Below are 14,791 nucleotides of genomic sequence, written 5' to 3'. Positions count from 1 at the left end.
GTTCTGGTTGGCTCAGCCCTTGCGGCCGGCTTCCAGCGCGTCCTCGAAGGTGCGCAGCCCGGTGCGGGGCGACTGCACCAGCACCGACATGTTGCCGGGCTTGTGCTCGTTGCGCATCATCTTCATGTGCGCTGCCGGCAGGTCGGCCCAGTCAAAGACCTCTGACATGCAGGGATCAAGCCGCCGCTCCAGCATCAGCTTGTTGGCCGCCGCCGCCTGTTTTAGGTGGGCAAAGTGCGAACCCTGCAGACGCTTCTGGTGCATCCACATGTAGCGCACGTCGAAGGTCAGGTTGAACCCGGTGGTGCCGGCGCAGATCACGACCATGCCGCCCTTTTTCACCACGAAGGTCGAGACCGGAAAGGTCGCCTCGCCCGGGTGTTCGAAGACCATGTCCACGTTCACGCCCTTGCCAGTGATGTCCCAGATCGCCTTGCCGAACTTGCGCGCCTCGGCGAACCACTCGGCATATTCCGGCGTATTCACCTTGGGCAGCTGGCCCCAGCAGTTGAAGTCCTTGCGGTTGAGCACGCCCTTGGCGCCAAGGCTCATGACAAAGTCGCGCTTGCTCTCGTCCGAGATCACGCCGATGGCGTTGGCGCCGGCGGTGTTGATCAGCTGGATCGCATAGGAGCCGAGGCCGCCCGACGCACCCCAGACCAGAACGTTCTGGCCGGGCTTCAGATCATGCGGCTCATGGCCGAAGAGCATCCGGTAGGCGGTGGCGAGCGTCAGCGTGTAACAGGCCGCCTCTTCCCAGGTCAGGTGCTTGGGCCGCGGCATCAGCTGCTGCGCCTGAACGTTGGTGAACTGCGCGAAAGAGCCGTCGGGCGTCTCGTAGCCCCAGATCCGCTGGCTCGGCGAATACATCGGATCGCCGCCGTTGCATTCCTCGTCGTCGCCATCATCCTGGTTGCAGTGGATCACCACCTCGTCGCCGACCTTCCAGCGCTTGACCTTGTCACCCACCGCCCAGACGATGCCCGAGGCATCGGATCCGGCAATGTGATACGGGGCCTTGTGGCCGTCGAACGGGCTGATCGGCTGGCCGAGCGACGCCCAGACGCCATTGTAGTTCACGCCCGCCGCCATCACGAGGACAAGCACCTCGTTGCTGTCGAGCACCGGCACGTCGACCACTTCCAGCTGCATCGCCGTATCCGGCTCGCCGTGGCGTTCCTTGCGGATCGCCCAGGCGTACATCTGCTTGGGCACGTAGCCCAGCGGGGGCATCTCGCCCAATTCATACAGGTCCTTTTCAGGCGCCTCATAGGCGGCGATGCCGCCGTGCGTGTCCAGTGCCATATGGGCCTCCTTAACAAAATCGTGCCGCAACGCAGAATCGCGGGCTGTTTGTATGAAATATCCACGCACGCGCAACATTGCAACACGGAATGTAGTCGTTTTGTAATTTTATAACCGAGCCGATGCAGAAAGTCACTGTGCGGCCGCAGCATGCTCCTGATCGAGATGGGCGATGGAATTGGCGTAGAAGGTCACCGCATCGGCCTGATCGGGCAGAATCTCGTAGCCGCCCGGAACCTCGCGGATCAGCCGGCGCGACAGCAACGCCTTGAGACCGAGGGGCACGAGGTCCTCTGCCGCGTCAGGCGCGATCTGCCGCGCGGCCCGGGTGATCTCGGCCTCGCTGCGCATGGCACCGTCGCGAAGCACCTGTGCCACCAGCGGCACCGCCAGCACCGGCATCACCTGGGCGATCCGGCCCATCAGCAGGGTGGCCAGCGCCTCGGGCTTGCGGCCGCGCTCGCGCACGAAGTCCCGCATGGTCACCGGCGGGCCAAAGCTCACCGCGGCGCAGCCGAAGCGGCGGAACCGCCCGGTGATCCGCAGCCAGACGTGGCGGCCGAGAAAGGCCAGCGCCTCGCCCAGACGGCCGCGGAACCGCCGCTCGCCGGATTTCCCGGCGGCGATCAGCACCCGGTCCTCGAGCACCCGGTCATAGTTCAGCGCCACCGGCACAAACACCACGTCGCGCCCTTCGGCGTCCCAGCCGTCGACGATGTACTTCAAAAGCCCCACCCGGGGCGTCGCCAATTCGCCGGTCAGGCTCAGACCGCCCTCGGGGAACATCGCCTGGTTGATGCCGCCGGCGGTGGCCATCGCGACATAGCGCGCCAGCACCCGGCGATAGAGGTCGTCGCGGGATTTGCGCCGGATGAAATAGGCCCCCATCGAGCGGATCAGCCCCGACAGCGGCCAGACCCGGGCCCATTCGCCCACCGCATAGGCCAGTGCCGAGCTTTCCGCCGCGAGGTAGGTGACCAGCACGTAATCCATGTTCGAGCGGTGGTTGATCACATAGACCACCGTCGCCTCGGGGTCGATCTCGGCGATGGCGCCGGCGTCCTTGCGGATCAGCTTCACCTCATACAGCGAACGTGACAGCCAGCGCGCGGCGCGGATAGCAAAGCCGAAATACGCGGTGGCGGAAAACGACGGCACGATCTCGCGGGCATAGTCGCGCGCCTTCTCGAAGGCCACATCCTCGCGCACGCCCTCGGTGCGGGCGTAATCGACGATCGCTTCGGTCACCTGCGGGTCATAGACCAGCCGCTGGATCATGTCGGTGCGCCGCGCCAGCTTGAACGGATGGATCGGCCGTTCAAGCCGCGCATTGATGCGCGCCACCACCCGTTCCATCCTGCGGCGCAGAAACCAGCGCACCGAGGGAAACAGGAAATGCGAGGCAAAGGTGATCGCTGCGAAGGCAAGGATCAACAAAAACAGCCATATCGGGATTTCAATACTGCCTGACATCCGCAGACATTTGCATTTTGCTGCATTTGCGTAAACATAAGTCGCACGCCGCAACGCAGCGAATTGACAGCGCCACTTTCTTTCGCTTATCTCACTCCCGACGAAACATTGTTGCGCAAACGAATCGAGAGGCCCGAGATGACCGAGACCAAGAAGGACAAGCCCTGGCTGATCCGCACCTATGCTGGCCATTCCACCGCAGCCGCTTCGAACGCGCTCTACCGCAACAACCTTGCCAAGGGGCAGACCGGCCTTTCGGTGGCCTTCGACCTGCCGACGCAGACCGGGTACGACAGCGACCACGTGCTGGCGCGCGGCGAGGTCGGCAAGGTCGGCGTGCCGGTCTGTCACCTGGGCGACATGCGCGCTCTCTTCGATCAGATCCCGCTTGAAGAGATGAACACCTCGATGACGATCAACGCGACGGCGCCCTGGCTGCTGGCGCTCTACATCGCGGTGGCCGAGGAACAAGGCGCCGATGTCTCGAAGCTGCAGGGCACGGTGCAGAACGACCTGATCAAGGAATACCTGTCGCGCGGCACCTATATCTGCCCGCCGAAGCCCAGCCTCAAGATGATCGCGGACGTGGCCGAGTATTGCTACACCAACATTCCCAAGTGGAACCCGATGAACGTCTGTTCCTACCACTTGCAAGAGGCCGGCGCGACGCCCGAGCAGGAGCTGGCCTTTGCGCTTGCCACGGCGACGGCGGTGCTGGACGAGCTGAAGCCGCGTATCCCCGAGGCGGATTTCCCGACGGTCGTGGGCCGCATCTCGTTCTTCGTCAACGCCGGCATCCGGTTTGTCACCGAGATGTGCAAGATGCGCGCCTTCGTCGACCTCTGGGACGAGATCTGCGCCGAGCGTTACGGCATCACCGACCCCAAGATGCGTCGTTTCCGCTATGGCGTTCAGGTGAACTCGCTGGGCCTGACCGAGCAGCAGCCCGAAAACAACGTCTACCGCATCCTGATCGAGATGCTGGCGGTGACGCTGTCGAAAAAGGCCCGGGCCCGCGCGGTGCAGCTGCCCGCCTGGAACGAGGCGCTGGGCCTGCCCCGCCCCTGGGACCAGCAATGGTCGATGCGGATGCAGCAGATCCTCGCCTACGAGACCGACCTGCTGGAATTCGACGATCTTTTTGACGGCAACCCGGCGGTCGATGCCAAGGTCGAGGCGCTCAAGGATGGTGCGCGCCACGAGCTGGCCAATCTCGACAGCATGGGCGGCGCGGTGTCTTCGATCGAATACATGAAATCCCGGCTGGTCGATGCCAATGCCGACCGGCTTGGCCGGATCGAGAGTAACGAGACCACGGTTGTCGGCGTCAACCGCTGGACCGAGACCGAGCCTTCGCCGCTGATGACCGCCGATGGCGGCATCATGGTGGTGGACCCGGCGGTGGAGCAGGAACAGATCGACCGGCTGACCGAATGGCGCAGCGCGCGGGATGCCGCGGCAGTCGAGGCAGCGCTCGCCGACCTGCGCGCCGCCGCGCGCGACGGGGCCAATATCGTGCCGCCGTCGATTGCCGCCGCCAAGGCCGGTGTCACCACCGGCGAATGGGCCGCCGAGATGCGCCAGGCCTATGGCGAATATCGCGGGCCGACCGGCGTCTCGCCGTCGCAGTCGAACCGGACCGAGAACCTCGACGATCTGCGCTCGGCTGTGGATGCGGTCAGTGACCGTCTGGGCCGTCGGCTCAAGTTCCTGGTTGGCAAGCCCGGTCTCGACGGCCACTCCAACGGCGCCGAACAGATCGCCTATCGCGCCCGCGATTGCGGCATGGACATCAAGTACGAAGGCATCCGCCTGACCCCCGAAGAGATCGTCACCGCCGCGCAGGAGGATCAGGCGCATGTGGTGGGCCTGTCGATCCTGTCGGGCAGTCACATCCCGCTGGTCGAGGACCTGATGGACCGGATGCGCGCCGCAGGCCTTGGCCATGTGCCGGTGATCGTCGGTGGCATCATCCCCGACGAGGATGCCCGCCGGCTGCTGACCATGGGTGTGGCGCGGGTCTATACGCCCAAGGATTTCGAGCTGAACACCATCATGGCCGATATCGTCACCCTCGCCGATCCGCAGTCGGTGGCGGCAGAATAAGCCGCCGCCCGCTCAGGCGGTCTTGCGCAGGCAGAGCCCCGGCGCCAGCGGCTGGTTGATCCGGGCCTGCCAGTAATCCACCGTCTCGGGGCGGCCCAGCAGGTAGCCCTGAGCGGTGTGAATGCCGATCTCCTGCAGCACCTGCAGTTCCTGCTCGGTCTCCACCCCCTCGGCGATCAGCGCAAAGCCCATGTCGCGCGACAGCGCGTGCAGCGCCCGCAGGATGCCGCGGTCGCCCTGCCCCATGCCGAGACCGCGCAGGAAGCGGCGGTCGATCTTGACGATGTCGACCTCGAAGTCCTGCAACCGCTCGAGGTTGGAGAAACCGGTGCCGAAATCGTCCAGCGCGATGCGGATGCCATGGGCGCGGAATTGCTGCAGCACCTCCCTGGCGCGCGCGGGATTGCGGATCGCCGCGCTCTCGACCAGTTCCAGCACCACCTGCGACGGGTTCAGCCCGCGGGTCAGCGCGCTGGCAAAGGCCATGTTGTCCTCGACCGGCCGCTCCAGCATCTGCGCCGAAATGTTGAAGGCGCAATAGAGCTGGTCGTTGACCGGGCAGAAGCTCTGCGCCACCTCGACAAGGGCGCTGTCTGGCGGTGACAGGTTGCGGTGCTGGCTGCGGGTCATCATGTCGATGAACTTGGCCGGCAGCACCACGTCGCCATCGCTGCGCACCCAGCGGATCAGTGCCTCGACGCCGACGGCACGGCCGGCGCGGGTGTCGTAGATCGGCTGGACGTAATAGGTGATCTCCTCGCGGCGCAGCGCCTCGGCCAGATCCTCGGCCCGCGGCCCGGTGCGCCGGGCGATCATCGACCGCAGCGTCTCGCCCTCGGTCACCCGCACGCAATTGCCGCCGGCCTGCTTGGCGGCGTATAGCGCCTCGTCGGCGTAATAGAGCGCACCCATCATGTCCTGCTTGGGGTCGATCCGCGCCACGCCGGCGCTGGCGGTGCGGCGCACAGTGACGCCGCTGACATCGACCGAGGTGTCGCGCACCACCTGCACGAAGGTCCGCGCCCGCTCGGCCGCAGCATCGAGCGGCACGCCCTGCAGGTAGATGCAGAACTCGTCGCCGCCGTGGCGGAACAGCGTCTCCTGCTCGCGGCATTCGTTGCGCAGCGCCTGGGCGATGCGCCGCAGGAAACCGTCGCCGGCGCGGTGGCCGAAGCCGTCATTGACGCTCTTGAACTCGTCGAGATCGACAAAAATCATCGCGTTGCTACCGTCCTGCCGGGTGCGGGCGAACAATTCGCGCAGGTAGCGCCGTGACCGCGCCGAGGTGAGATCGTCATACTCCACCATCCGCATCAGCCTGGCATTCTCGGCCACCAGATCCACCTGGCGCTGGCGCAGGCCGGCGATCTCCTCGGCGCGCCGCTGCCATTGTCGGAGCGCAACGCCGAGGCCCGTGAGGGCCGCTGTCCCGGCCAGAAGACCGATGATGATCGTCAGGGTCGACATGAGGCCATGCCTTCCTTTTTGCTCCCACATTCAACCTTAAGGATATGTCGCGCGCCTTCAATCGCTAATCGCGCCATTGCCGGCCACTTGTGATCCGAAAGCCCCGATGTCACTCTTGCGCCAAACGAAATCTGACGGCGGAGAGTGCCATGACCATCCACATCGGGGCCAAGCCCGGCGACATCGCTGAAACCGTGCTGATGCCGGGCGATCCCTACCGGGCGCGCTGGGCGGCCGAGACCTTTCTCGAGGATGCGGTCTGCATCAACGAGGTGCGCGGCATGCTGGGCTATACCGGCACCTGGAAGGGCCAGCGCGTCACCATCCAGGGCTCCGGCATGGGGATGGCCTCGCTGTCGATCTATGCCAACGAGCTGATCCGCGACTATGGCGCCAAGACGCTGATCCGCATCGGGTCGTGCGGGGCCATGCAGGAAGCCGTCAAGGTCCGCGACATCATCATCGCGATGACCTCGACCACCTTGTCGACGCCGTCGCGTGGGATCCTGCGCGAGCTGAACTTTGCGCCTTGTGCGGACTATGGCCTGTTGCGGGCGGCGGCCGAAGCGGCCGAGGCGCGGGGAACGCCGACCCATGTGGGCGGGATCTATTCGTCCGACGTGTTCTACGACGAGCGCCCCGACCTCAACGAGCAGATGACCCGCCACGGCATTCTCGGTGTCGAGATGGAGGCGGCCGAGCTCTATATCCTCGCGTTGCGGCACAAGGTGCGGGCCTTGGCGGTGCTGACGGTGTCGGACCACCTGCTGACCGGCGAGGCGCTGCCGTCCGAGCAGCGGGAGAAAAGTTTCGGCGACATGGTGGAGATTGCGCTGGAGGCGGCGTTCAAGGGGTGAACTGAGGTCTGGTCTCACGGCGTCATTGACGGGGGGCGGTGCGTCGATGCCGCGTCGGTCTGCGGCTTTAATCCCGCGCCTCGCCCCGTCAGACCCACCGCACAAGCCGTGTCATTGTCGGGCCGCGGCACGGCGATCCAACCTGAGGTCTGTGTGATTTATCCCGGCCACTGGCGCGCTTTGAAAGAGCGATGCGCTCAGGCCAACCAATCGCCGTGCCGGGGGGCGGCCCGGCGATGGCGCGGCGGCCTTCGGCCTTGATTCCGCGCCCCGTCTGTCAGACCCACCGTGCAGGCTGTGTCATCGTCGGGCCGCGGTGCGGCGATCCAACCTGAGGTCTGTTCGGTTTATCCCGGCCACTGGCGCGCTTTGAAAGAGCGGTGCGCGCACGTCAACCAATCGCCGTGCCGTGGGGGCGGACCGGCGATGGCGCGGCGGCCTTCAGCCTTGTTCCGCGCCAAGGGCTTCACCCCAAAGTCACTCCCGGATTTCATCGGGCGCCACGCCCCAGAGCGCGCGCTTCTCGGCCCAGCCCTTGTAGCCGCCGGAGCTTACCTCGCACCATTCCAGGTCGCAATCGCCCAGCCGCGCGATCACCCCGCGCTCGAGCCGCGCCTTGACCGGGGTGCGCCCGTCGGGGCGCACGTGCAACGCCAGCAGATCGCCGTCGACGATCACCGTGCGCGAGCCCGAGAGCAGCGCGTAATGCACCCAGCCGCCGGCGCCCTCGCGGTCGCGCACCCGGCGCCAGTGGCCGTATTCCGCCGTCACCTCGAGCGGCATGTCGCGCCGCTTGAACACCCAGTCGATGCGATGCGACAGCGACGGCCCGCGGCGCACGTTGCCCTCGCTCGCCTTGAGCGAGACGAACCGCGGCAAGGGCAGGTTCGTCACCGGACCGCGCGTCTCCTGCGCGGTGGCCATCCCCATCCAGATACTCAGAATTATTGCGCCAATAGCGCCTGTTCGCGTGACCCGCGACACCATGTCAGTCACCTTGCACTGCCTGCCAATCGTTTATTCGCCGCGGGGTTCTTGTGCCTCCGCGTGCTCTGCGGCAGTGTGCCCCCAAGACGACCCCGATGAAAAGAAGGAGCCGGGAACACATGCCATCAAAACGCCTGAGTGTTGTCGTTACGCGACGCTTGCCCGAGGTGGTAGAAACCCGGCTGACGGAACTCTTCGACGTGCGCCTGCGTGACGACGACACGCCGATGTCGCGCCAGGAACTGGCCGCCGCCATGCAGGAGGCCGACGTCCTCGTCCCGACCCTGTCGGACACCATCGACGCCGGGCTGATTTCGGGCGCCGGCGAGCGGCTCAAGCTGATCGCCAACTACGGCGCCGGGGTCGATCACATCGACGTCGCCACCGCCCGCAGCCGCGGGGTGCTGGTGTCGAACACCCCGGGCGTCTCGGCCGAGGACACCGCCGACATGGCGATGTCGCTGATCCTTGCCGTCACCCGCCGCCTGCCCGAGGGGCTGGCGATGATGCAGACCGGCGACTGGGCCGGTTGGTCGCCCTCGGCCATGCTGGGTGGCCGCGTCGGCGGGCGCCGGCTGGGCATCCTCGGCATGGGGCACATCGGACAGGCAGTGGCGCGGCGCGCCATGGCCTTTGGCATGCAGGTACACTACCACAACCGCCGCCGGCTGCGCCCCGAGGTCGAAGAGCGCTTCGAGGCCACCTATTGGGACAGTCTCGACCAGATGGTGGCGCGAATGGACGTGATCTCGGTCAACTGCCCGCACACGCCCTCGACCTTCCACCTGATGAACGCCCGGCGGCTCAAGCTGATGAAACCCACCGCGGTGATCGTCAACACCTCGCGCGGCGAGGTGATCGACGAGAATGCCATGACCCGGATGCTCCAGGCGGGCGAGATCGCCGGCGCAGGCCTCGACGTCTATGAACATGGCGCCACGGTCAATCCCGACCTGCGCAACATGCCCAACGTGGCGCTGCTGCCGCACATGGGCTCGGCCACGCTCGAAGGCCGGATCGAGATGGGCGAGAAGGTGCTGTTGAACATCAAGACCTTTGCCGACGGCCATCGCCCGCCCGACCAGGTGGTGCCCTCGATGCTCTGACCGGGCGCCTGCCTGCTCTCTGACAATCCCCGTGTACAAGCGCCGCGCTCTTTGGGCGGCGGGCTGCATCTGCTATGCTGCCGCCATTGTACCAAGGGAGATTTGACGATGCCTATTCCGATGCGCGGCCTCGCGGCCGCCCTGTTCCTGGCCTCTGCCACCCTGACAGCGCCGCCCCCGGCCGAGGCGCAGGTGGCCTTCAGCGCCCCCGGGCTCTTCGACAGGCTGGGCGCCGGCGCCAGCCCTGCCGAGGGCGAGGCCCCGACCCCGCCGATCACCGTCAGCCCCGCGCCGCCCGCCGGAGGCGACACGCCGGAACCGCCAGGAGGCGACACCCCCGGCGGCGTCACCCCGCCACCGCCACCGCCCGACAATGGCGGCGGGGCCACGCCACCGCCACCGCCGCCCCCCGATCCGGTGCTGGCGGTCTATATCGCGGTCAGCGGCGCCACCACCGGGCCCTTCGATGCCGCCCAGCTCAAGGAAAAGGTCGCCAGCGGCGCGCTGACCGGCGACACCTATGTCTGGATGGAGGGCATGGGCGAGTGGAAACGCGCCAGCGAGGTGCCGCAGCTGCGCGAGATCCTCGCCGCCGCTCCGGCAAAGCCCGAAACCCCGGACTTCGACATCATGGGCTACCTGCCCGGCACCTGGCGCTCTGACCCCGAGCAGATGCAGATCACCGGCGTCGACCGCGCCAGCATCACCGGCACCACCGAGTACCGCCGCGACAAGACCTACGAGGGCTTCGGCCAGGTCGAGATGATGGCGCAGGGCTACACCCAGCTTCTGAACTTCACACTTGAAGGCACATGGGAAGTGCAGAACGTCAGCGCCCAGGGCTTCGTGCTGGTTCTGAAAGGCCAGGCGACCTATTACCTCGACACCGGGCCCTTCGTCGAAAGCGTCAGCGGCGCCTTTCAGCTGCGCATCGCCGACCGCAACACCCTGGTCAATGACAAGGGCACGCGGATGGTGCGGCTGAACTAGCCGGGGCTTGTACGCAACAATCGGCCATCCGGCAGGTCCGGATGGCTCGACAGCAGCGCTCTGGGCGGTAGAACCTGCGGCAACACCGACAGACGCAGGACCTTCATGCCCGCCCTCACCCGCCGCTTTTTCCTCATGGCCCTGCCCGCCACCGGGCTGTCGGCCTGTGCCGTGCCCGGCACCTATGGCCCGACACTGGCCTCCCCCGACGACGAAGAGGCGCTGACCCAGGCGCTGCGCATCCTCGGGCCGCATGTCGACCCGGAAGAGGCCTACCGCGCCGCGCGGGTGGCCTATGCCGAGACCTGGCGGCTGGCGCAGCTATACGAGATCGAGGATCCGCCGCTGGTGCACAATTCCAAGGTCAACCTCGGGATCAAGTCGCGGGGACTGTGTTATCACTGGGCCGACGATCTGGAGCGGCGGCTGAAGCAGGAGCAGTTCCAGACCCTCCAGCTGCACCGCGCCGTGGCGAACTGGGACAACCTGCTGCTCGAACATTCCACTGTCATCATCTCGGCCGCCGGCCAGTCGCTTTATGACGGCATCGTGCTCGATCCCTGGCGCCGGGGCGGCACCCTGTTCTGGGCGCCCACCCGCGACGATTTCCGCTACACCTGGACGCCACGCAAAGAGGTGTTCCGCATCCGCCGCGAGCGCCGCGCCGCGCAGGGCTGACCCCGCTCGCGGCCCTTCGCAGCGACTATCGATTTGCACCCGCCCGCGCGACAGGGTTGAGTGGCCGGGCAATCATGCCATGAGGCCCAGATGTCAGACCCCAAAGCCAAGCTCGCGGCCCGCCCCTGGTTGCCCGAGCAGAGCGCCACGCTGATCGATCGGATCGCCGCCCGCACCGCCGGCGGCGAGAGCGCCCGCATCGCCAGCCGCATCTCCACCCTTGCGGCGATGAACCGACGCATCCACGAGCGCGAATGTTTCAACCTCAACCCCGCCACCAACGTGATGAACCCCGCCGCCGAGGCGCTGCTGTCCAGCGGCATCGGCACGCGGCCCTCGCTGGGCTATCCCGGTGACAAATACGAGATGGGGCTCGAGGCGATCGAGGAAATCGAGGTGATTGCCGCCGAACTGGCCTGCGAGATCTTCGACGCCAGCCATGCCGAGATCCGCGTGCCCTCTGGCGCCATGGCCAATCTCTTTGCCTTCATGGCGCTCTGCCAGCCTGGCGATTCCGTGATCGTGCCGCCGGCCGAGATCGGCGGGCATGTCACCCACCACGAGGACGGCGCCGCCGGGCTGTTCGGTCTGACGGTCTACGAAGCGCCGGTGAATGCCGAGGATTACACCGTCGATCTCGCCGGTCTGGCCGAGCTGGCGCAGGCGGTCGAGCCGGGGCTGATCACCATCGGCGGCAGCCTCAACCTGCTGCCCCACCCGGTCAAGGAGATCCGCGCCATCGCCGACCGCTGCGGCGCCAAGCTGCTGTTCGACGCCGCCCATCAATGCGGCATCATCGCCGGCGGTGCCTGGCCCAACCCGCTCGACGAGGGCGCGCATCTTATGACGATGAGCACCTACAAGTCGCTGGGCGGCCCGCCCGGCGGGCTCATCGTCACCCGCGAGGCCGAGATCGCCAGGCGGCTGGAACAGATCGCCTTTCCCGGCCTCACCGCCAACTTCGACGCCGCCAAATCCGCCGCGCTCGCCGTCTCTCTGCTCGACTGGCGCGACCATGGCGCGGCCTATGCCACGCAGATGATCGACATGGCCCGCGCGCTGGCCCGGGCGCTGGCCGCCGAGGGCCTGCCGGTGTTTCGCACCTCCGACGGGCCGACCCGCTCGCACCAGTTCGCGCTCCAGGCCGAGAGCTTCGGCGGCGGTCAGGCGGCCTCTCGCACCCTGCGCAAGGCCGGCTTCCTCGCCTGCGGCATCGGCCTGCCCGGCGAACCGGTCGAGGGTGACATGAACGGTCTGCGGATCGGCACGCCCGAGCTGGTGCGCTGGGGCATGACCGAGGAGCACGCGCCGGAGCTCGCCCGGCTGATTGCCAAGGCGCTCACCGCCGATGCGCCGGAGACCCTCGCCGCCGATGTCGCCGCCTGGCGGGCGACCTTCGACCGGCTGCACTTCATCCACGAAGGCTGACAGGGGGCGGATGCCCGCCCTCCCTCTCCGGCGCACCTGGACTCTTGACAACCCTGTCGCGCACCGCAGTCCCGGCCCCCGAGCCGGGACCTCACCGCTCACCCGACCCCATGCGTCCCGTCATAGCCATTGGCCTGCGCCGGCTGCCATCCCTCGAGCGCCGCGGCCTCGGGCGCAAGGACCTCGATCAGCAACGGATAACAGGCCGCCACATCCGAGGTGTGCTCTGCCGAACAATCCCCGCCGGGACAGGCGCTCAGCGCCCCCAGCAGGTCGATCTCGGCAAAAAGCTCGAAGTAGTCCCCCGGCCGCACCGGGCTGGCCTTCATGAAATACTGCCCGGTATCGCGGGTAAAGCCAGTGCACATGAAGACATTGAGCACGTCATGCACATGCAGCTCGGCCTCACTCAACGGCAGGCCCGTGGTCTCGGCCAGCGCCCGCGTCAGGTTGGAATGACAGCAATGATGATACTGCGCGCCTGACAACAGGTTGCCGGTGTAGGGATCGCAGCGCGTGCCGATCACGTCATGCACCGAGCCGCCATAGGCGTCGATCCCGTACCAGTCGAGCGTATCCCCGATCACCGTCGCCATCGCCCGCAGATGCGGCAGCGAAGACCAGAGCCTGTCGCCCGTCGTAACATGCGTGCCATGCAGCGCCCGGGTCTTGCCGGAAAAGAACCGCTCGCCCAGGTCCTGCGCGTTCCAGAGGTTGAGGTCACCGACCTGCGGCCCCTCGACACTGGTGATCCGCACCACCTGCCCGGCTTTGGCTTCGAAGCACCTGGCCTCTCGCGGCGGCACCAGCACTTCCGAGACCTTGCGTGCGTCGGCGGCAGCCGCCTGTTTCAGCCCCAGCTGCGCGTCAGGCAAGGTCTCTGGCGGATAGCAGATCACCGGGGCAATTGCGCGGCGGGCATCGGCGTCGGGTGGCGCTTGGGTCATGGTCAGTCTCCTTGCCGCAATCTGACCGGTCCGATGCGCAAATGACAAGGGGCGCGCCTCTCGGCACGCCCCTCAAGACTGACCTTGGGCCAATGCCCTCAGATCGCCACCACGTCCAGCGGCGGGAAGCCGTTGAAACCGATCGACGCATAGGTCGAGGTATAGGCGCCGCAGGCACGGATCATCACCTTGTCGCCGGCGCGCAGGCCCAGCGGCAGTTGAACCGGCTGCTTTTCGTACAGCACGTCGGCGCTATCGCAGGACGGACCGGCCAGGATGCAGGCACCGGTGGTTTCGTGGTCACGCTCGGTGACGAACTGGTAGCGGATCGCCTCGCCCTCGGTCTCGGCAAGACCCGAGAAGCGGCCGATGTCGAGATAGACCCAGCGGTGCAGGTCGTCCTCGGATTTGCGCGACACCAGCAGCACCTCGGCGGCAATCATGCCGGCCTCGGCCACCAGGCCCCGGCCCGGCTCTGCCATGATTTCCGGCACGTCGCCGAACCGCTCCTGCACGAGGCGCATGACCTCGGCGGCATAAAGCGCCGGCGCGTCGATCTCGCGGCCGTAGAAGGCCGGGAAGCCGCCGCCGATGTTCAGCAGGGTCAGCTCGTGGCCTTCGGCGCGGGCGGCATGCCAGACGGCGGCCACCTGGTCGAGGATCGGCGCCCACATGGCGGCGCGGCGGGTCTGCGATCCGACGTGGAACGACAGGCCGACCGGGTCCAGACCATAGTCCTTCGCCATGGCGATCAGCGACAGCGCCTTGTCACGGCCGGAACCGAACTTGCGGGTCAGCGGCCATTCGGCTTCGGTCGCATCGACGATGATGCGCAGGTAGACGCGGGCGCCGGGGGCGTTGGCGGCGATCTTCTCGATCTCTTCCTCGGCGTCGACGGCAAAGAGGTCGATCCCCTTCTCATGCGCCCAGGCAATGTCGGAGGCGCGTTTGATGGTGTTGCCGAAGGACAGCTGCGACGGCGCCGCACCGGCATCAAGGCACATCTGCAGTTCGACGCGGCTGGCAGCGTCGAAGTTCGAGCCCAGAGAGTGCAGCTTGCGCAGGATTTCCGGCGCCGGGTTGGCTTTGACGGCATAATGAATGCGCGCGCGGCCCAGGCCCTGTGCGAGGGCGGCAAACTGGCGGCCCACGGCCTCGGTGTCGATCACCAGGGTCGGACGGGCGAAATCGGTCGCGCGGATATAGGCCTCGACGCGCGAAACGGCGGGCTCATCGGTGTTTGCAGTGGTGACAAAGGAAGTGTCGCGAGCGGTGAGCCCGGTTACATATGCGTTCATGGTCATCTCCAGTCAGACCCGGCCATTCCGGGACAACCCGGCGCAGACCGCTCAGTTCCAAGGGAGACGTTACCGTCGCTACGTAACCGCGTGGGTGCTTGCCCACCTCGCCAGAGGCGCGTGCGTTGGCGTCTTGAAGCCGCATATGG

At 66.8% G+C, this 14,791-nt stretch carries 12 protein-coding genes; 6 read left to right on the top strand and 6 right to left on the bottom strand.

Features of this window, described 5'->3' with window-relative positions:
• Positions 1-12: 12 nt before the first annotated feature.
• Both ccrA and ACN0SE_RS15535 read right to left on the bottom strand, forming a co-directional pair.
• The gene (gene ccrA, locus ACN0SE_RS15540) at positions 13-1,305 is read right to left on the bottom strand and encodes a crotonyl-CoA carboxylase/reductase (RefSeq protein ID WP_417525449.1); all 1,293 of its coding nucleotides are present in this window, start codon (positions 1,303-1,305) and stop codon (positions 13-15) included.
• 132 nt (positions 1,306-1,437) lie between these two features.
• The gene (locus ACN0SE_RS15535; RefSeq protein ID WP_417525448.1) at positions 1,438-2,778 is read right to left on the bottom strand and encodes a 1-acyl-sn-glycerol-3-phosphate acyltransferase; all 1,341 of its coding nucleotides are present in this window, start codon (positions 2,776-2,778) and stop codon (positions 1,438-1,440) included.
• Positions 2,779-2,916: 138 nt separating this feature from the next.
• Between ACN0SE_RS15535 and ACN0SE_RS15530 the strand changes: the two genes are divergently transcribed.
• The gene (locus ACN0SE_RS15530; protein WP_417525447.1) at positions 2,917-4,884 is read left to right on the top strand and encodes a methylmalonyl-CoA mutase family protein; all 1,968 of its coding nucleotides are present in this window, start codon (positions 2,917-2,919) and stop codon (positions 4,882-4,884) included.
• Between the two features lie 12 nt (positions 4,885-4,896).
• Here the strand turns inward: ACN0SE_RS15530 and ACN0SE_RS15525 are convergent, their stop codons facing one another.
• The gene (locus ACN0SE_RS15525; protein ID WP_417525446.1) at positions 4,897-6,351 is read right to left on the bottom strand and encodes a putative bifunctional diguanylate cyclase/phosphodiesterase; all 1,455 of its coding nucleotides are present in this window, start codon (positions 6,349-6,351) and stop codon (positions 4,897-4,899) included.
• Between the two features lie 149 nt (positions 6,352-6,500).
• On the opposite strand from ACN0SE_RS15525, the gene deoD reads away from it, so the two are divergent.
• Entirely contained in the window at positions 6,501-7,208 is a 708-nt protein-coding gene (gene deoD, locus ACN0SE_RS15520) for a purine-nucleoside phosphorylase (protein WP_417525445.1), read from the top strand.
• Positions 7,209-7,685: 477 nt separating this feature from the next.
• Here deoD and ACN0SE_RS15515 read toward each other — a convergent pair whose 3' ends face one another.
• Positions 7,686-8,132, bottom strand: a complete 447-nt coding sequence (locus ACN0SE_RS15515; RefSeq protein ID WP_417525444.1) for an SH3 domain-containing protein — start codon at positions 8,130-8,132, stop codon at positions 7,686-7,688.
• 182 nt (positions 8,133-8,314) lie between these two features.
• On the opposite strand from ACN0SE_RS15515, the gene ACN0SE_RS15510 reads away from it, so the two are divergent.
• From ACN0SE_RS15510 to glyA, 4 genes are all read left to right on the top strand, one after another.
• Complete coding sequence (locus ACN0SE_RS15510) at positions 8,315-9,301, top strand: 2-hydroxyacid dehydrogenase (protein ID WP_417525443.1); 987 nt, start codon at positions 8,315-8,317, stop codon at positions 9,299-9,301.
• 108 nt (positions 9,302-9,409) lie between these two features.
• Positions 9,410-10,291, top strand: a complete 882-nt coding sequence (locus ACN0SE_RS15505) for a DUF4339 domain-containing protein (protein WP_417525442.1) — start codon at positions 9,410-9,412, stop codon at positions 10,289-10,291.
• A gap of 105 nt (positions 10,292-10,396) precedes the next feature.
• Positions 10,397-10,969, top strand: coding sequence for a hypothetical protein (locus ACN0SE_RS15500; protein ID WP_417525441.1), 573 nt, complete (start codon positions 10,397-10,399; stop codon positions 10,967-10,969).
• Between the two features lie 90 nt (positions 10,970-11,059).
• On the top strand, positions 11,060-12,397 hold the full coding sequence (gene glyA / locus ACN0SE_RS15495) for a serine hydroxymethyltransferase (RefSeq protein ID WP_417525440.1): 1,338 nt from the start codon (positions 11,060-11,062) through the stop codon (positions 12,395-12,397).
• A gap of 98 nt (positions 12,398-12,495) precedes the next feature.
• On the opposite strand, the gene ACN0SE_RS15490 is transcribed toward glyA, so the two are convergent.
• Both ACN0SE_RS15490 and ACN0SE_RS15485 read right to left on the bottom strand, forming a co-directional pair.
• A complete protein-coding gene (locus tag ACN0SE_RS15490; RefSeq protein WP_417525439.1) occupies positions 12,496-13,344 on the bottom strand; it encodes an urea carboxylase-associated family protein in 849 nt (282 codons plus the stop codon).
• Between the two features lie 98 nt (positions 13,345-13,442).
• Positions 13,443-14,642, bottom strand: a complete 1,200-nt coding sequence (locus ACN0SE_RS15485) for a type III PLP-dependent enzyme (protein ID WP_417525438.1) — start codon at positions 14,640-14,642, stop codon at positions 13,443-13,445.
• Positions 14,643-14,791: the final 149 nt, after the last annotated feature.

The sequence above is a fragment of the Marinovum sp. genome, assembly GCF_048263515.1.
Classification (GTDB): domain Bacteria; phylum Pseudomonadota; class Alphaproteobacteria; order Rhodobacterales; family Rhodobacteraceae; genus Marinovum.
This window is presented reverse-complemented; position numbering and strand designations above follow the sequence as displayed.

Bases quoted from the DNA above. Each gene is read 5' to 3' on its own strand.
- ccrA (WP_417525449.1), bottom strand. From the start codon at position 1,305: ATGGCACTGGACACGCACGGCGGCATCGCCGCCTATGAGGCGCCTGAA.
- ACN0SE_RS15535 (WP_417525448.1), bottom strand. From the start codon at position 2,778: ATGTCAGGCAGTATTGAAATCCCGATATGGCTGTTTTTGTTGATCCTT.
- ACN0SE_RS15530 (WP_417525447.1), top strand. From the start codon at position 2,917: ATGACCGAGACCAAGAAGGACAAGCCCTGGCTGATCCGCACCTATGCT.
- ACN0SE_RS15525 (WP_417525446.1), bottom strand. From the start codon at position 6,351: ATGTCGACCCTGACGATCATCATCGGTCTTCTGGCCGGGACAGCGGCC.
- deoD (WP_417525445.1), top strand. From the start codon at position 6,501: ATGACCATCCACATCGGGGCCAAGCCCGGCGACATCGCTGAAACCGTG.
- ACN0SE_RS15515 (WP_417525444.1), bottom strand. From the start codon at position 8,132: ATGGCCACCGCGCAGGAGACGCGCGGTCCGGTGACGAACCTGCCCTTG.
- ACN0SE_RS15510 (WP_417525443.1), top strand. From the start codon at position 8,315: ATGCCATCAAAACGCCTGAGTGTTGTCGTTACGCGACGCTTGCCCGAG.
- ACN0SE_RS15505 (WP_417525442.1), top strand. From the start codon at position 9,410: ATGCCTATTCCGATGCGCGGCCTCGCGGCCGCCCTGTTCCTGGCCTCT.
- ACN0SE_RS15500 (WP_417525441.1), top strand. From the start codon at position 10,397: ATGCCCGCCCTCACCCGCCGCTTTTTCCTCATGGCCCTGCCCGCCACC.
- glyA (WP_417525440.1), top strand. From the start codon at position 11,060: ATGTCAGACCCCAAAGCCAAGCTCGCGGCCCGCCCCTGGTTGCCCGAG.
- ACN0SE_RS15490 (WP_417525439.1), bottom strand. From the start codon at position 13,344: ATGACCCAAGCGCCACCCGACGCCGATGCCCGCCGCGCAATTGCCCCG.
- ACN0SE_RS15485 (WP_417525438.1), bottom strand. From the start codon at position 14,642: ATGAACGCATATGTAACCGGGCTCACCGCTCGCGACACTTCCTTTGTC.